Here is a 19,733-nt window from a genome sequence, read left to right on the forward strand (position 1 = left end):
GAGAATGACACGCAAAACAAACTTTCAATTACTGTCTATTTAACATAATATACATTATGCGAAAACAAACCAACAGTTTTAGGGGTGAGACATACAGGAACTTATGCCGTGCTTCTTATCCATAATTTTCTGATCCTATAATAACTAAGATAGGATTTTTTATATTATCAGTTACCAGTATTTTCCTAACGGCAATTTTCAAGAAAATGCTGTCGCAATGATTTTCCACTTTCATCCAAGATTACATCAGCCACTTGGCATTCAGAATCATCGCATGATAAGTCGTAATAAATGTCGCTACCTTGCGCCAAGCTGACTTGAACCAGTCCTTTATCAGTCATCGAAAACTTTTTGTCTTGAGTATAATCAGGATCTTGAGAATCCCACAGCACATCATAATCAACATTGCAGGACATCTGATTTTTGTCAAAATAAGCTCGCTCAAGCTGCATGGCCGACTTTAGATCTTGATTGGCATATTGCTCCAATACGACTGGATTATCCATACCTTCGTTATTAACATCTTGCTGATACATCTTGGTAACAGTAGCAACCTTCATGACATCAAGCGCTTGAGATGGCTCCGTTGCATTAGCAGCGACAGGATTAGTCGTAAACAACCCTATGGTCAATAATAGCAACAATGAACGATATGTTTGCATGGCGTTCTCTATAAGATTTGGTCATCTAAGATGTGTCATTCTTATTACATCATACTCATATTATGACTGTGCTGTAATATCGTATTATTCAGGTTGATATACTAAAACCCTATCTATTAGCTTCTTTGAGAACTGCTTATTTATATTAATAATAATACTTGTTTCGCTAACAACCACAGTGAGGATATTTTATGATCAAGCCATGTGCTTCTAAAACCCATTCTTTTAAATTAGCTACTGGTGGCCTTCTGGCGTTCTTACTATTGGCAACTGGTTGCCATTCTATTGAATCTGATATGACGGCGCCTAATCAATCAAACGCCTACTCGTCAACATCGGTTGCTTCAGATATGAGCCAACAAACCCTTAGACAACAAGCTTTACGTATACAACGCGCCCTTGCCAACAAAGACTTTGCTAGAATCACCAATGACATTCATCCGACACGTGGCGTTCGCTTTTCGATGTATGCTTATGTCCGCCCTGAAGTGGACAAAGTTTTCAGTCGTGAGCAATATGCACAATATTTGCAACAGTCAAAAATACGGTTTACTTGGGGTGAAAAAGACGGTACGGGCGACCCATTGATCATGCCACTGCCGACGTATTTGGATACTTGGGTGAAAGGGTCAACGTTTAATGATGCCAGTATCAGTCTCAATGAGCTAAAAAATAATGGCAACTCTATCAATAACTTGAAAGAAATATACCAAAACTCAGATGTGGTTGAGTTTTATCACAAAGGCAGCGATGAATATGCAGGTATGGATTGGCGAGTGCTGCGTCTGGTGTTTGATGAATATCAAGGGAAACGATATTTGGTCGCTATCATTAGCGATCAATGGACTGTTTAGTTTTCATCACAACCATATGATTTAGCAAATTATTTATAAAAAAGGGCAACGTATTGATTAAGGTGTACTGCCCTTTTCTTATGGATAGTATACCATATATTCAATATTTGATATATTTAAGAATTTCCCTTAAGAGTGTCTTGTCGAAAAAACTTGACCATAATATCGTAAATATCAGGATAAGCGTCCACTAGCTTTTTGGGTGTTTCAAAAAACACTTCACTGAGTACCGCAAAAAACTCTGCTGGATTGGTTGCACCATACCGGTCAAGTCCTGATTTGCGGTGGGTCTGAAAATTTTCAAAATCACGACTCATGATTTCAGTCCACCGAGTAGGATCCATATCAGGTTGCAGCGGCGGAAAACCATTGGCGCGACCATTCATCATATCGAGCTTATGGACAAACTCATGAATGACGACATTGTGACCATCGCGCTCACCTGAGTGTTTGGCATCCTTCCATGACAAAACCACAGGACCCCGCTGCCATGCTTCACCGCTACGGTGCTGACTGCCCTCGTGAACAATGCCAAATTCATCGACAGTGGTGCTGTCGCTTTTATATGAACCTTGATAAATAATGATTGACGACCAACCATCGTACCACTCGAGACTGAGGTTTAAGATAGGTAGACAAGCTTGTAAAGCAATAGACTGTCTAACCGTATCTGTGATCTCAAAGCCTTGCGCACCAGTAATGGATTTGTCCGCCAAAAACAGGGTCGCCAAATCAAACAAGCGGCTTAGCTCGTCTTCAGTTAACCTATCTAATATCACGATACGCTCAGCTGCTCGTGCCCAGTCTTCATGAGCAAACTCACTACTATCCAGTATACGCTGCTCACGCCAGTCTTTTATGATGTTGAACATACACTTTATCCCTATTATTCTTAGTATATAGGCCATCCATTTTACACATAGTATAGAGATAACCAGTAGTACACTATTATAATTACTATATTAAAATGTATAAAAAACGCCGCTCATAAATGAATTATTGAGCGGCGCAGACTTGAGTCCGTATATTACGTTTTAAAATTGATATTGTAAGCCTAACTGTACTGAGCTATCTTTATCGTCACGTGCAAAGGTGGTATCGCCATTCAGATAAGCATAGACATTGTTATGCACCTTATTGCTAACACTCATCTCAAAACGTCCATAGTCATCATCTTTGTCTGCTTGGTTGATACTAATGTCTCTTTTTTGCCCGTCAGCGAAAGAGGTTGTCGATAAACGGTTCACCAAACCATCTTTGATAACATGCACGTAAACGAGTTTGCTTTGAAGTTTGGCAGGCGTGCCCATCAAATCAAAACCATACTGCAACTGGTAACCAAGCTCTGAGTCCCATGCTTCACTAGATGTGCTGTCAACTTTAAGGGCTGTGCGAGAGTTGGCATTGCCACTCGTGTAGCCGTCTATATCAGCATCGCTATAATTTAAACCTAAAAAAGCACCATGCGCGATGTTTTCCTTAATAAGAAAATTGTAGCCAAGCTCATTGTAAGCACTAAACACGTCGGCATCAGCATTACCGCGTTCGCTATTATTAATAATGTTGATACCATTATTGCCATCTAGTCTGACGGTTCTATTCACATCTAAATCATGTTTAGATAAGCTTACAGAAGTCGTATTCCACCAAGCGGTGTCTTTTCCGCCCAGTAACAAGTATGCTTGAATACCATAGCTGGTATCTTTTTTAATACCGTTTTCTATGGTTTTATTATTCTGATTAGCCGCTTTGAGACCTGCACCAACACGCCAGCGAGGCTGCACAACGTATTCGCCATATACGCCAATATTGGCGCGAGTGCCTTCTTGTAGGTTATCAGTATTGACATAGCTTTGAGAACCGTCCACCCAAACCTGAGTACGTGAAGCGTCAAAGGTGTCATTGTTATCAGTGGCAGGTAAAGCCAAGGCATTGGCACGCTCAAGAACCGCTGAGTGTGAATCGGTGGCACTGTCCTTTAAAGCGGCGCCCATTTTATTTTGAAGATTCAGCGCGCTTTTGTTTGCGGCAATGATGTCAGCGTTGGTTTGCTCAACAATCAATCTACTAATGATACGCGAATAGTCACGCATTCTTTGTGCGATGCGTTCTTCACCGAATGCCGCCGTCAGCACGTCCTCATTATCTAATTCGGGATTGTGCCATGTATAGCCACCTGGGATATTTGGGTTTTCTGTTTGCGTGTAACCATCATAATCAGGTCCAAGGGCCCAGTTGGTTGCCTCAAATCCTACTACAGGCATCACGTTATCAAAAGATTCCTGATCGCTACAACAGCCAACGCCGTAGGGCTCGTAGGGTTCTGTCGCACCAGGTGCAATGATGGCCGGATTGACTTCAAGTGTGATACCAAGCTCTTTTGCAATACGAAGTGCGTTTTCACGCAACCCTACATTGGCAGCTACTTCGTTACCATTATTATCGTAAGCATTGCGACCTGCATTGGCATACATCTTATCGCCTGTAATCAGGCTGTCTAAGTTGATCATACCTAATGCTGTTGATTTTTCTGCGTCAGTGAGCTGATCAACAAACGCCTTTGAACCATTTAGGCCGCCCTCTTCTGCACCAAATGCGACAAACTGAATATCATGTTCTGTATCAATACCAGTCAGGTTATTGGTCAACTCAGTCAGAACGCCAGACCCAGAGGCATTATCGTCCAATGCCTCTAGATTTTCATAGTTTGGATAGGCTACTGCAGAATCATAATGTGCGCCGACAAATAGTGTTTTATTGGTATCAGCAATACCTTTTTGGGTCACGATAATGTTATTACTCGTTAGTGTTTGACCTCTAAATAAACCGCGAGGTGCGACAAAATCAAAAGTCTGACGATCGACTTTATTGTTACTACCATCGATGGTCATACGCTGCTGCATATAATTAGCAGCTTGAACTTCTTTATCAGATCCTGTATAGCGACCAGCATAGTCGCGCGCAAGCGTTAACGCCGTTTCTTTACCATAATCACCGTATTGGGCTTCTGCAAATGTTTGTGAGCCTGTAAGTAGTGTCAGTGCAGCGACAACTGAAATCGTGAGCGGTGATAATTTATTATGCAAACTGTTTCTCCTTGGTTAAAGAAATGTAATCGACACTAAAAAATAACTCAATTAAATGTGGTTTACAAGAAAAAGAAACACCGCATTTTTTAAAATCAAACCTCCAGCGACAACATATTCATAATCAACTTAATCAAGGTCTCTTTTTGATTCGGGTCAGACTCAGCGACCAATAAGGTCAAAGCAGCAAGACCTGTGTTATTGATCGCCATCTCACCCTGATCATTGAGTAGGCGTCCGTTACGGTGTAAAAAATCTACAAACAAAAAAGCCCCACTGCGTTTATTGCCATCAGTAAAGGGATGGTTTTTCACCATAAAATACAATAAATGCGCCGCTTTACTCTCAATAGTCGGATAAGCAGGTTCGCCAAACACAGTTTGCTCTAAATTACCAAGTACACTACTCAAACCATCACCACGAGGCTTAGCAAACAACTCCGTTGCCTCACCTCTATTAATTAGCTGTGATTTTAAGTTATTGAGCGCGTCCATTGCTTCAGTTGGACTGGGTAATACGCCACCTTCTTGCCCTGCTGGGTTATCTAATAATCCTTCATCATAGCGTTGTAACCACAAAAAAGTCTGTGTATAGCGACTGATGATCTCAACCAATCCACGCCCTTCATCCGTTTTCAATTTAGGGCTCTGGGCAGTTTTCTTAATTAATCTTAACGCTTGCTGCAATTCGGCAGAGTTTTTGTCAAAGCGCTGTTGGTTAAGCGTATAACCTTGCACCAAGTATTCACGTAGGCGCTGAGTTGCCCACCGTCTAAACTGCACACCTTGCGGTGATTTGATCCGATAACCTACTGAGATGACCACATCCAAGTCATAAAAAGTCACGGGACGATCCGCATTTGCAATATGCATTTTTTGCATATTGCTTTTTTCGGAAACTTCTTCGTCACTTAACGCGTTGGCAATATGACGTGAAATCACGGATTGATCGCGACCAAATAGCGCCGTCATTTGTGCCTGTGAGAGCCAAACCGTCTCTTGTTCAAAACGCACATTGACCTGTGCCTTTCCATCCGCACTCTCATATATCTCAATGGTTGAGATATCATTATTTTCAATCGCTTTCATTTGGGTGGCCTCTACGCATACATTAAATATATGAATCAGTGATTACTAATAACATGAATTACTGAGCAATGGGTGCTCAATGAGATATCAATACTGCCTGTTTTTTAAGTGCGTTTGAAATAATGAAGGCAATAAAAAACCCAAGTCAGTATATATTACCAACTTGGGTTTAATATTTTTGAATGGCATCAGAACAATGTTTCATTCAGTGTTGTGTAATCTACCTCATAACCTGGTACATGGAAGACTCACTGGACTGCACCTAGATAACACCTCTAGTGCATTAGCTCAACCACGATTGCGTGGTTGCGCCAGCGAGCTAATGACACTAGAGGTGTTATCTAGGTATTAGCAGGACTGAAACAGTCTTCCTTGGGTAAAATGTAATGGCTTGACTCGTGGACGACGCAGCATCGTCCTTCACCGAAAACGGCGAAACGCTAAATCTCACAACGTCCCTATTCTGCCTTAACCTCAATCAAACTGTCAATCAATTTTTGTTCATTAGCGACAGTCTTTTATACATATGCGTCATCTAGTGTCGCATGATTCTATCTAATCATCTGCGCGTCACCTAATGTCGTGTTTCCATTTTTTGATTAACAAAAGTTCTTGATATTTATTCTCAAATAGGCTTTTATATGCTTACAAAATATCATTCGCTGGCCACATTATTATTAAGGCAAACCATCATGAGTCTGTCGTTCGAACAAATTCAACACGCTTGGCAAGTACAAGATCCAAGCTTGGTCGAAAAGCTCTGTTTACTTGCTCAGCAACCTGATCCATTGCCTGAGTCACCGATACCAGATGACGAGCTAACATTTGAGCGATTTTTAAATAAGATATGGCGTTACTCATTTCGCGAGCAGCCTCCTGAGGTACAGTTTGCAGAACGTGTGGCAATGATGGCAACGGTAGAGTCAGATGAAGGTACTTGCCCTCTTCCTGATCGCTATAAAATCTACTTAGTTTTAATTGCGCTTTGGGAAGATAAAAGCACTTATTCAAAAGCCATCTTAAAACAGGCTATCCATGAATTGCCTTTGAGTTATGGCGTTTGGCGTGGTCTAAAGTATATTTACAAGGTGGCAGAATATGAGCAAGATTATGAGATTTTTGCGCCTATCACTGCCAAAATAGATTTACATCGTTTTGATCAAAGCATGAGAGATTCGGTCAGTCTTGCTACCAAAACCTATATGAGTCTCAGGGCATGGCGCTATCTTCGAAAACTTGGACAGCAGATGCCTGCCGGCTATGTTGAGGCGGCCGTCGCTGTGCTCGCCAGCTATAGTGAGACAATGACAATTGGTCAACTACCTCAAATCAACAGCTGGGTACTCAATCACATCTGTTTTCACAACTCAGCTGATTATGGCGTCAATCGCTTTCACAGTCACGCACCGCGCAAATTGTTTGATAATAAAGGTCGTGCTTTTAAAGCAGCTTGGCAGCGCGACTCTAAACCCCTTATTCGTTTGCTGGCCACGGCAAGAAATGAAGCCATACGGCAATTTGCAACGGATAGCTTAAAGCATGATTTTAAGATTCAGCTGCGTGATGTGAATGGTAAGACTATTCAATACTTATCGGCAGGCCAGCTACACAGTCAAGCACGCGATGAGATGATTGTATGGCTGATTGAGCAATCCCCGCATTTTGAGAAGTCAAAATTTGTAGCACTTGGGTTACATGAGGTGGTACTCAAGTTATTACATTCGAACTGTCCTGCTGCGTATCAATATGCCATCGGCTATGCTAAAAGCTATGCCCAAGCATTACCGCTATTAGAGCTGATGATGCTTGCGGTATCTGATCACGAGCCTGTTCGCAGCTTTGCCATCAGTATGATTTTGAGCCGCAATCCTGTCGCTGACATTGGTGTATCAGGTTGGGGACAATTATTAGATACGTCTTATCATCATAACATTGCCGCTGAACAACTCAGTAAGCACTTCACGCGCCGCGATCTGACTGCTGAATGGTTTTTTGAGCGCCTGATCAGCAACCAGCGTTACAGCATGCGCTTTGCAATACGTAGACTGCCTGAGCTATACAGCGCCCAAGAACTTGGCAGTGACTATTTTATCCGTTTGGCAGTACAACTGGATACTTCTACAAATAGTGACAGCAGCGATCTATGCATGAATTTTGCATTACAAGAGCTCAAGCGTCTCGATCTGAGCCTAGTAGATGTCAACGTTTGGCAGTACCTATTGCTGCATCCTCTAGCGCAGCAGACCATCATTGATTGGCTTGATGAAGATATTTTGTCAGCAAACAAGATTCCGATGTCCTACTGGCACGCCCTTGCCTATGAGCCTGATTGGCATAGTAGTAATGAAATCGTGCAGATAAAAACCTCTCCTTATCTCACGTGCTATAGCCGTGCTCATACTGGCACAAACACTCATTTCGATCATGCAGATCTGATCAAACAATGGCAAAAAGATCTAAGTTTTGATGAATATTTGGCAGACACCGTACGCGATTGGTTGGCTGATGTGCGTCGGTTTGCACCAATTGAGTTGGGATTTGATTGGCTCATGATACTTGCTCGCAGCGAGCATTCAGAATACCGCGAATTTGCCATTGAGCGCATTAATAAAGGTTTTCTGCCAGCAGATTTTGCGACCAATCAAAACATGTCTTCAGAAGAAAATTCGCCTGAAGACACAAACGCTGCTCATACTACTCACACGACAGAAGTCACTGTTGATTTGGACAATCAGCGTTATCTATTCACTGGCAAAATGCAAAGCATGAGTCGAGGCGATGCCGAAAAACTGGTCAAATCAGCCAATGGTGCGATCAGCAGTGCCGTGAATGCCAAGCTGGACTATTTGGTCATCGGTGATGACGGCTCACCTCTATACGGCGCTGGTCGCAAAGGCAGTAAGCAGCTGAAAGCAGAAGCATTGATTGCTGAAGGCGCTCCGCTCAAAATTATATCAGAAACCGCATTTTTGCAGAGATTAATTGGACAAGCACGCGCCGCATCCGAAGACGATACGATGGCAGGTGCTGAGGTCTTATGGTCAATGGCAGTTGATGATCCTACCGCGCCTATCAGTGAGCTTGCGATTAGCTATTTGAGTCATCATCACGAGCAAATATGCATGGCATTAACAGACCGACCTGTCGATCCTGATGCCATCATTCCTGCTTTATTTTTCAGTGCCGAGCGTGTCATACCTTTATTGAAAAGCAGTCAGCAAGCGCTCCGCAACTTTGGGCTACTGCTTACAAAATACGAGCTGGCCAAGTGGTCGCCAACACCTGCACTGTGGCTGATAATGGCAGAATCGCCTTATTTTGAGGTCACGCAATTATTGCAGCAGGCATTGCTGGCAGCACCTTCTGTAAGCAATCGTGCCTACCATGTGCCTGTAGAGCAGTTTAATGAATCCATGCTCAATGCATTTATTGGCAGTAAAAAACGACTGGCGCGACAACTTGGCATGGCACTATTACAGCGCCATCGCCAATTTCAAAACCCGCAGTCTCTTTATGTATTGAGTCAAAGTGCTGACCGCGAAGTACGCTATGCCGCTGTGACCATGCTTTGGCAGCAGTACAAAGCGCGCCATGTCTCACCGCAATGGCAGCCAGCAAGCCAGTATGATAAAACCAATAGCACCTCAGGAAACACCCTAAATAACAGCGTAGTAAATACCGAGCCAAATGACTGGTCAACCAATCCCCCTGCCGATTTGAATCAGTTATTGATGCTTTTAAGGCGCGGGCTGTTTGAGTTGCCACCAGGACGATTAAGTCCTTCTAAAAGCGCTGAGCGATCAAATCCACAAAAAAACGAACAGCGATCAAATCCACAAAAAAACGAACAAGGTCGTCATTCAAAGCACGCGCAGCGCATGGATAAAACACAAGCAGCAACAGACCAAGAGCAAATCCTCTCACCCAAACCCATACCTGCCAGCCAAGCAAAGCTAGCCTTGATTGAGACGTTCCGTGATGTGGGATTGGCAGACGAGGATTTTGCCAAGCTGATCATGCCTTTTTTATACACCTTTACCCATTCTGCAGGCAAGATGGAGCGTCATGCGTGTTTGGTCGCAGTCACACGCTTATTACATCGTTACCCCAAGTTGTCCGAGCATTTACAGCCCAGTGCTGTCAGCTCAAATGAGTCAACAGCAAGCAAATAATAAAGATGATCACACCATACGCCGCCATTTCAACTGAGATTAGATCATGAAAACAACCACATTGCCCTACTGGGGTCAAATTATAGGCTTGGTTAGCAGACAGCCTGATACTGACAATACGATAAAAAAAACCACAAAGTCAGTTGCGCAGGGTCGCAGTTTGTTTATCACTCGAAAGCCGATAGGCGCGTATGAAAGCACTGCAACCTTGTATCGACTTGATAATACGGGTGAGCAAGTAAGCTTAGCAGCCGCTCCATTACCCTGTGCAATGGAGGCCATTGCCACGGTAACTGATGACGTTATTATGCTGCTTGGCTGTGATGGCCACTTGTATCAGACCGACTGGCAGGGAGAGACAATCCATAAAATCAGTGGCATGTCGTTATTCACAAGTATTATTGAATTTCACAATAGCACTGAAACTGAAACCGCGGACACAGATATAAACAACATTGAGGGTTTTGCTAAATCCTTATCGACGAATAGCAACCCACAAGCGATTGCTATGACCACGCTGCATCAAGCAATCGTCGTGTTGTATCCCCATCACATCGTCATCTGTCCGCTTACTAGTAGTGCTGCTGGCGATGTTGCTGTTGCTAATGTCAAGGTTATCGTGCAGCCATGTACTGATAGCCAGACTCAAAAATCCACCGCCCTTGCCGCCTCAGGTGACGGTAAATGGCTGGTGATCGGCGATGAGCTGGGTAACGTTAGTAGTTATCAATGGCTAAGTGATGATGACGATAGTAGTGGTCAGCTGATACAAAGCAGCCGTAAACTGCTGCATCAAGGCCGTGTGAGCGCTTTATGCTTTGAGCCTATTGGTCATTACTTTTTTTCAGCAGGCGCAGACAAGCACCTTTATCGCACCCATGTACAAGGCGAGCTACAGGCGATAGATAGAGCCAAATCAAGCCAGCATGATCAAATGATTACTGCGCTTTGTGTCTCAGACACGCGCCTATTTAGTAGCGCCGATGACAGCAGTGTGAAGTCCTGGGCATTTGATAAAGGTCAGCCAAATACCTGCAAAGACGACCTTAGCAAAACACGGCAACTGGTGTACACAAATTATGCAGAAAAACCTGCGCTGCTGGCTATTGGGTCAGATCAGAGTCTTCGTTTTTTGCCCATCGATGAGGCGCAGAACAGTAAGTTGCTTGCGGTTGCTATGGTCATAGAAGACGGCTACCATCAGCTTCAGCATCGATTGACCGACAGTAGTAATCAGAGTGAAGCAGCATTTTTAGAGGGAATGGCGCTGCTTGAATCACAAGTGAGTAATCAAACGATAAAGCTGGTTGGCCGTCTCTTGGCAGATCGTAGCAACAGCTTAAGCATCAACCGCGCTCTGCAGTTGGTACAGTGGCTAGCTGGTATAACGCTTGATGCGCGTTTACCCATACTTGAAGAGCAGCTTCACTCAAATCGTGGCAGCCGTGTGCGTCTTGCCGCATCTGATGGTTTAACGACGGCTGCTACAACAAACCTCAATGCATTACCCTCATACTTAGAGGATGCGCTTGCACGTTCCACGAATGAGGACGTTATTAGTGCCACGCTACAACGCTATCTAACAATCGCCACTCAGGATACAGACAAACAGTCTCGCGTTGTATCCATTTTGCAGGCGGCACTGTCGCACTCCATGTTACCCATTCGCCGGCAAGCATTAGCATCGCTTGAGCACTTGCTGCCAGACGCCAGCCCAAAAGCAGATATTATGGCGTTGGATAGCCGCTACTCTGACACCATTCAGGCAGGACTGATTCGACTGTATCAGCGCGGTTTATTGGATAATCCAGAAGTGTCCCGCCAGCTTATGTTGCTGCAAAGCCACCATCAAGCTGACGTCAGACAAACCGCTTTTTATGCGGCTTTATTGGCGCAGCCTGAGCTCATTAAGGTCTTAAAGCAGCAAGCCCATGCAAAAGAAGACGCCCAGCTACTACGTACACTGACTGATTTTGATGACTTTCGCTTACTGCGCGGTACGGTCTTTGACAATATAAAAGTAGATAAGCATACGTCCAATTACGATGAGCTATTAAATGTCATGATAGGATCGCGCTTTGAACACCAAACCAAAAATGCGACCGAGCGTACCGTTCAAGAAGATGATACTACTGTCAGTCTTACATTAGATACACAAGATTTTGCCACCCAAGCCGAGCAAAAACCAGGTAAAAACACTGCCGAAACGGCGACTACGGCAACGATAGTATCACGTCCTATAATTAGCAACGCCTGTCTTGAGCCTCTATTACAAAATCTGAGCAACCGCTACGAAGATATCAGTTTTCGCGCCGCCTACGCTCTTGCCTGCTTAGAGGATGCGCGCGCATTTGGCACCCTAATACGGTTTATGCATCATGATAACGATGCCTCTATTCGTGCAGGGGTTGCGGCTGCCCTAGGTCATCTACAGCTAGCCGATGGGAAAAGCATTTTACCCACCTTGCTTGATGATAGAGATGCTGGTGTGCGCCAAGTCGCTATGAGCGCCCTAGGAAAACTGGTAGATGATGACTTATCTTGGGTGGCGTTTGGGTTTTCCGCAAAGCATCAAGACATTCATGAGCGTGCGCTTGCAATATTGTTGACACAAGTGCTAAACAATAAAAAAGCGATTTCTAACCCATCAGATATGAGCACGGTACTGGATCAAGCACTCAATAACCCCTTTACCAGCATTCGCTTGGAAGTGGTAAAAGTGTTACTCAATAAAACGCTTGAACGTGCTACCAAAACCACTATCATTAATATGATTGAACAGCTACAACACAGCCTGTTTGAAGATGTGCATCAAGTGGCAGTAGAAGAATGGCAGCGACTCTTATTACAGAGCACATCAAAAATAAGTACGGCACCGGACGGTATAGACACGTACCAGGCGGTGCTGACTTTGCTGCTTGCTGATAACTTTGCCAATATTCGTAAACAAGCTTTTGATACGGCGCTTAAAAATAGCAAGCGCTTCGGATTTACCGATCTAATGTTGGACGCACTTGCCAGCCCTCATCTCGATATCAAACGTTTGGTGCTGAGCCAATTACAAACCAAAGCCAGCACTCAGCAGCTGCGCGTGTTAATGCCCGCCTTGATAGATTTGTTGGCAAATGACAGTCTAGACTTGCGCCAGCAGGCATTAGCAGTCGCGCTAAATTTGACTGATATTGGAGTTTCGCTCAACTCGACCACCAACCATGAAGCATTATTTACTGCCGGACTAAGCAGTCCTTACCCTGATATCCAACTGACCGTCGCCAAACTGCTGGCAAGTCAGTCCATCAATTATCCTGAGCCACTAAAGACGCAGTACGAAGCAAACGCTTATGCCGTGTTTGCACAGTATCTGAATAAAGAGATGCCTATATCTGCCAGCCATAAAAAAGACAATGAAGATTACAAACAGTGGCATCAGCAGATCACCGATGCCCTAATAGGGTTGGCAACGCTCTCAGAGCCTAATCAATATCACGCTTTAGACTGGTATGCGCGCTACTTACACCATCCTGATGCCGATTTTAGCTCACTTGCGCCCAAGCTTATGTACATTGTCACGCCTCAAGATACCGAGATACTGGCGACATGGCAACAAGACGAGCGCCCAATCATCCGTCAATCTGCCAGCTTGGCTTTGGCAGTCTGGGGCGACAGCCGCGGGCAGCAGTTTTTTGGCAACGCATCTACTCATGCCTCTAGCAAAAGCCATAACGACAGCCTGCGCCATCTTGTTGATCCTATTGGGCCTATTCAATGGCTACAAGCGCGCTCAGGCTTGGGTATTACTCAAGCACAGCAGCTACGGCTGTTATTTGATAATCAAACATATGCGCCAGCCGCCAGATTATTGCTCATATTCAATGCTTTGGTATCACCACTCACTCGACCCGAGCGCCTCATTGAGGCATTGAGCTTTGCCGACAATGAGACTGCGGTTGTTTATGCACATGTATTGGCACGCTTTCACCTACCTTCGATCTCCAATTGGCAGTATCTCAGTGACTACTTGTCGCAGAAGATTGATACCATTTTGGTAGCTCATCCAAAGATGCTGACGATGTCGTCAGAGACAAGCGGTGCCAACACGCGTAGCACGACTGACGCACGCGCCCACATACTCAGTATGGTCAATGTTGCAGGCTTACAGCAATTTGCATATTTAACTCAGCACAAGGCACCTTTGATACGTGCTCAAGCGGTGGCAGTTTTGGGTAAGTTATCTCGTCTGCTCTCGCAGCAATCTTATGAGGATGATGCCAAGGTATTTGCCGCTCTACAAGAATGGCAGCATAGCATTGCAAATATCGAAAATATCGAAAGTATCGATACTTTACTTCAACGTCATCACTCCCCAGCTGATACCGATGAGCTTAGTCAGCAAGGTATGAGCAATGCTGACATTGATGATACGTATCAAACCCTTGCATTTGGCGCATGGCTTGGCGTCATTCGTGAAAACGATCATAGTAACAGCAGCACCGAGCAAGCGATTCGCGGGCTAATGTGGCTGACCAAATCGGCTCTAGCACCAAGTACAGATACGGTATCAACCAAAGCATCAGCCGCCAGCAATCAAGGCGAGGCTATCGACTGGTCGGACAGTGTCAGCCGTGCGTTATTGCCTCTGCTTTATCGCCCTCACATTGAAACGCGTGAGCTGGTGTGGGACTGCTTATCCACGCTGCCTATTTCTGCATTAAAGTTGGCTGAATATGCCATGAATACGCCGTATCGCGATATGGTCAAATGTGGTTTGCACTGCTTGATAAACAGCCTTGAAACTGTATCTGTATCGAGCGATAGCAAAGTGGACATAAATGCCGCTGGCAATCAACCACTAACAGACTTACTGTTCACCAATCATGATCTGTTGGCAGAAGAGACCTATCAACTATTAAAGGAACGTATGGGTCATTTACCAGCCAGCCTCATGGCGCTGAATACAGAGAGCCTACCACTGTTACGGCAAGTGGTGAGCGAATGGCGTCACATCACAACGCGCACTTCTCAGACAGCAGGCGGGTCTGACCAAGCGCAAGCCTTACGCCAAGACAAATTGACCTTTTTATTACAAGCACGTCACTGTCACGACTGGCAGGCACGCTATCAAACCTTTATGCAACTTATCGAGTTTGATGACGTATTGTTTACGGATACAGAATTTGCCGATACAGGGTTTAATCATACTAAGCTGATGGATGAGTTGTTTGTCTTTTTAATGGACAGTACAAGCAAATACGAGCAAGAGCAGGTTTTATCCCTCATTACTCAAGTATTGCAATCTTGCCAGCGTATTCAAACGACAGCGTATCTTGATAATATTGATAAAGCGGTGGACACAAAGATGGTTGAAACAGCGGCGCAAAAAAGCCGCGAGCAGCTATTATCCTTGCTAGACAACGCCACACTCAAGCTGTCAAACGCGGACTTATACAAATCTATTGCCGCACTGCGCGATACGCACATGGCTACTCCCTTACGCGACCGCCTGCAAAAAATGTTCGAACATCCAGCAGCTCATTCATCTCAGGAGCGGCAGCAGCTGTTTGATACACTCGTCATAATCAGTGGTTACGACCAGCCTATTCATGACTATTTGGGAGAGGATAAAGACGTGCGCTGGCTACAACAACAGTATCCCAGAGATCCTGAGGCGCTATTGTCTTTATTTATCTTGCTCCTACGCCATGCCGACTATGGGCATGCCGCTCAGCTACTCAGATCATTGGCTTGGGTCCCTTTAGTATGGACGTCAGATACGGTTATTGGTGCAGACCAGAGTAAAGAGGAGGATATTGCCACGCGTATTGATAAAACCTTGGCTCTGTCTTATGAGCAGCTACCTGCTAAGTATATGCAAAACCTGATCAAGGCCGTCTCTTACCGTGCCAAGAAACGTAAAAACCATGCAGACGTCCTAAAAAACACACTCAAAAAAGCCTTATCATACAAAGAGGCGTCAGTGCCGTTTTTGGCAGCAGAAGGGTTGGCGCTCTGCGGCAATAGTGAGGGTTTGAGCACGTTAATGGCCAGTATTGACTACCATACTGATGGTGATATGCGTCGCCGTAGTGTGCTGGCTATTGGTGAGATGATGCAGGTTCATTCTCAACCTACAGACACGCATGCCCTCTATAAGGCGTATGATAAGTTAATCAAACTGGCAGAAGATGATGAGCACTACTTACAAGACGTGGCCTCTGAAGCGTTGGGACATATCGCGCAGGGCGGCGCATTTGAATACAGCGCGCAGATTTTTGCTTTATTGACAGCGCAGTTGTCAGACCCTGAATTACAACCCTATAACCCGGCTATTGCTCATTGGTTAAATGGGCTACGCTGGTTGAACACCAGCAATGCTTGGGCGCAAATCCGCAAACACATACAGCGCCAGTTACATGAGCAATTCCTATTTGCACCGCAGCAGCATGCCATCTCCTTATTATCGCATTATGATAGCGATGCGAACAAAGAGATGCTGTTAGATACTCTCAGACAAGATACCAATCAAGAAGCGATACTAGAAACCGCTTATACGGCTGCGCAAAACCTATGGGGCAACCGTACTGATCATATCTATCCGTATGACTGGGCGGCAATACAAAACCCAAATGAAGATTTTACATTGCTAGCAGCGCTTAGCCTAAAACGCATCGTGACGCACAGCACTATTGATATGCTGGCACCCTTTATCACTCAGCATATCCATGAACTGCCCGCGCAGATATTTGCCATATTACAAAATGCGCTATTGGCAAAACCTAACATGAGCCAGCGGCAGCTTCGCAGCTTGATCGACAGCCCGGATGCGCAGATACAGCATATAGGTTTGCGCTATATAACGCAGTACCCTAGTCAGTATCTTGATACGCAAATGCAGATAGACTGCAAGCAGTACTTGATCACCGCGCAGCATCGATGGCAAACGCTACTGGATATCGTCACAGCGCAGCCTGTCATGAGACACCATGATACATGGTTGACTCAAATGCAGCATACAGCCACCACGATTACTCACTTATTGTGGATCACATGCCGCTATGGCGTCCCTGATAATGCTTTATTTGACTGGTTAAGCGCTCAGCTGACCTTACCTGCCATCAGCAGCGTAGCCGCACTGGCGACGGCGGTCAGCGCGTACTGGCAACAGGCCTTGTTAGGGCTGCTGGCACGGCAGGCAAGCGACGATCATCTGCTTGCTGACCTAATACCAACCCTTATCAATATAGCCAACAATCCAATAGCGCCACTGGCAGCAGAAAACAACGCCTTATTGTCTACCCTGCTTAAGCGATTGACTGTGCAAGAGGCGCAAACAGCTAACGCAAAACTGACATCTACCACTACGCCTCAGCCAGATTCAAGCCAGCCGTTACTAGCAGCGATTAAGGCCAAAGACGCCGCCGCGCTATATGACTATGCAAAAGACAGCCATGTTGAGACGTCAATACGAATACGCGCCATCGAAGCGCTTGGGCAGCTGCACGATCCTAATATTGGCACGTGGCTGGATGCTTTAAGCAAAACACCTGCTGATGATGACATGGATATTCAAAAACTGGCTTACAAAGTTTTGCGCCGCTGGCAACGCGCTATGACGCGCGCTCAGCAAAAACGCCCGCAACTGCCTACTGTAGTAGCGATGAGAAGCATTCATACAAAGACGACAGACAAGCTACAGAATCAGGGCGAAGGACATTATCATGACCAATAAACAAATAGACAACTTAATTGACCAAACCGCCATCAGTCAAGAGGCGACACCAGCAGACAAGGGTGAGACTCACGCTAATGGCGTGATGATGGAGCTCAATTATGCCGCGCCAAGCCATGTGAGCTTATCCTCAGATCAGCAATCTGACCACACCCAGCATGTGGCATTGTTCACACAGCTAGAGCGTGATGCGGTCAGCTTTCATGGCAAGCTCAAAGATCCACTGATTTTTCGGGACAGCTTACTGGCGTTATTTGACGTGGTCAGTAGCGATTACCGCTATGTACCAAAAGACCGTGCCGCCTATACGGTGTTTATGCAAATGCGCCGCGCCAGTCGTCATAAGAACCTATTTTCTGCGCAGCGTGATTATTTTACATGGCTGTTTGACAATGACCCTTTGGCCTTTTGTCTGCTCGACCCTATCATTCAAGTCCATCAAGCAGGCGTCAGTTTTGAGGTGTTCAGCCGTGATGAAGGCTGCTATGCGCAACTGACTTTGCAGCACGATTTGTTTGAAACAGTATCTACTCCCGTGCTTGGTACTACCAGCATTGACTACAGTAGCGCCTTATTTGATGGTATTGAGCAAATCCGTGATCATCAAATAACCACGTTAGATATTGGTCAAGAAGCGATACGTCTAGAGCGCTCAAACGTATCAGAGCCAAAAGATAATTCTGAGACCGAAATGGATAGCGCGGTCAATGAGGATAGTAAACAGGAAGTCATCGAAAAACGCATCAATGTACCCAAAAGTTGGATACGCGCATTATTGCAAGTACAGTCAGCAGGTCAACTGGCACAAGAACGGATTGACCTTGATCCTATTGCATTATACAACGTGTTGTTTGAGCTGCGCATGCATGCCGATATTAAAGGTAAGCGCCGCGGTTTATTGATTGAGCTCATACCGCAGCAGCTGCCCGTGATTATTTTAGAACCATTTGATATTACCGTCACCAGTCAAGTGAGCCGCCAGCAAACCCCGTATCAAGGACAAAAAGCCAAGCTCATTCGCTTGTGGGGTCGCCGCCGTTTAAGTTTATTAAAGCGCTTATTACCGCATACCGATACGGTCAGTGTGTCGCTCCTTGGACAAGGGATGCCAAGCTACTGGACGCTCACAGGTAAAGGCTTTCATTTTACCTTTGCCATGACAGGCTTTAGCCAAGCCAACTGGTCGCAGTCACTCAATTTTGATTTATTATTGCCCAAACGCCCGCAGCAAAACACACCAAACAGTAATAACGATGATTTAGTACCTTTGGTGCAAGCGCTTGTCGAGCAGCCAAGCCGTATTGACGCTTTGCGCGAGCGTTTGAGTACGCCAGAAAATAACCTTACAGCCAATCACGTCCGGCAGCAGCTGCTGTCGGGTGCGCAGCAAGGTTTGATTCGCTATGATATGGCCAACCAATCTTATTACTATCGTCCGTTGACACAAACGCCGCTCGACATGACGCAGTTTGCACATCATAACGAGGCAGAAAAACAGGCATTTGACATCGTTAGCCGAGAAGATGGCGTACAGAATCTCAATGTCCAAACGGTGGTGGGACAAGGCGTCTCAATCAGTGCCGATATTCATGTCAAAGAAGATCGCCGTACTTATCAAAGCCAGCTACAACTGGGGGATGAGGGTTTGGTCAGTCGCGCTGCGTGTAGCTGCCCGCAGTATTTACAGCATCGCCTGAGCCAAGGGGTCTGCGCGCACCTGATTGCTTTGCGCTTAAGCCATCATCAATACGACCACACACAGACAAACAGCTGGCATGACATGCGCACCCTCAGCAAACGTGTGCCCAAACCGCAACAAAAAGCATCTAAAAACAATAACGTATCAACCAAACATGCTTCTCAATCACCTACCAATGAAGTACTGGACTTATCGGCGCTCGCCCAAGGTTTGCCATCAAGTGATACGCAGGCAAAGCCAGTCGCTTACAACCATAGCGCACACACGATCAGCTATGTGCATGTGACGTGCGATCATAAAAAAGTACTGATTGAACACAGTATCGATGATGACAGTACGCGCCAGCAGTTTGTATTTAATCAACCTGCCCAAGCCCATGCCGCCTTTTTACAACACATTGCCCGATTTGAAGCCCAAGGCTTTATCGAAAATAAAGGGGTATAACC

Annotated in this window: 8 protein-coding genes; 4 read left to right on the forward strand and 4 right to left on the reverse strand. The window is 45.3% G+C overall.

The window, feature by feature from the left end:
- Window positions 1-185: 185 nt before the first annotated feature.
- A complete protein-coding gene (locus A3K91_RS06825; protein WP_062844590.1) occupies window positions 186-662 on the reverse strand; it encodes a hypothetical protein in 477 nt (158 codons plus the stop codon).
- A 191-nt stretch (window positions 663-853) separates the two neighbouring features.
- Between A3K91_RS06825 and A3K91_RS06830 the strand changes: the two genes are divergently transcribed.
- Window positions 854-1,516 carry a hypothetical protein gene (locus tag A3K91_RS06830; protein ID WP_062844591.1) on the forward strand — a complete coding sequence of 221 codons (663 nt, stop codon included), beginning with the start codon at window positions 854-856 and terminating at the stop codon, window positions 1,514-1,516.
- Between the two features lie 116 nt (window positions 1,517-1,632).
- Here the strand turns inward: A3K91_RS06830 and A3K91_RS06835 are convergent, their stop codons facing one another.
- The 3 genes from A3K91_RS06835 to rhuM form a co-directional block, all read right to left on the reverse strand.
- Complete coding sequence (locus A3K91_RS06835; RefSeq protein WP_062844592.1) at window positions 1,633-2,388, reverse strand: M90 family metallopeptidase; 756 nt, start codon at window positions 2,386-2,388, stop codon at window positions 1,633-1,635.
- A 162-nt stretch (window positions 2,389-2,550) separates the two neighbouring features.
- Window positions 2,551-4,602, reverse strand: a complete 2,052-nt coding sequence (locus A3K91_RS06840; protein ID WP_062844593.1) for an autotransporter domain-containing protein — start codon at window positions 4,600-4,602, stop codon at window positions 2,551-2,553.
- Between the two features lie 95 nt (window positions 4,603-4,697).
- Window positions 4,698-5,690 (reverse strand): virulence RhuM family protein/type II toxin-antitoxin system death-on-curing family toxin, encoded by a 993-nt coding sequence (gene rhuM / locus A3K91_RS06845; RefSeq protein ID WP_062844594.1) that lies wholly within the window; start codon window positions 5,688-5,690, stop codon window positions 4,698-4,700.
- A 692-nt stretch (window positions 5,691-6,382) separates the two neighbouring features.
- Here rhuM and A3K91_RS06850 point away from each other — a divergent pair.
- Genes A3K91_RS06850 through A3K91_RS06860 form a run of 3 tightly spaced genes read left to right on the forward strand, consistent with a single transcriptional unit; the run spans window position 6,383 to window position 19,731 of the window.
- Complete coding sequence (locus A3K91_RS06850; RefSeq protein WP_062844595.1) at window positions 6,383-9,862, forward strand: BRCT domain-containing protein; 3,480 nt, start codon at window positions 6,383-6,385, stop codon at window positions 9,860-9,862.
- Between the two features lie 46 nt (window positions 9,863-9,908).
- Window positions 9,909-17,588 (forward strand): HEAT repeat domain-containing protein, encoded by a 7,680-nt coding sequence (locus tag A3K91_RS06855; RefSeq protein WP_062844596.1) that lies wholly within the window; start codon window positions 9,909-9,911, stop codon window positions 17,586-17,588.
- Window positions 17,578-19,731, forward strand: coding sequence for a hypothetical protein (locus tag A3K91_RS06860; protein ID WP_062844597.1), 2,154 nt, complete (start codon window positions 17,578-17,580; stop codon window positions 19,729-19,731). Before A3K91_RS06855 ends, A3K91_RS06860 begins: the two co-directional genes overlap by 11 nt.
- Window positions 19,732-19,733: the final 2 nt, after the last annotated feature.

Origin of the sequence: Psychrobacter alimentarius (assembly GCF_001606025.1) — a bacterium.
Classification (GTDB): Bacteria; Pseudomonadota; Gammaproteobacteria; order Pseudomonadales; family Moraxellaceae; genus Psychrobacter; species Psychrobacter alimentarius.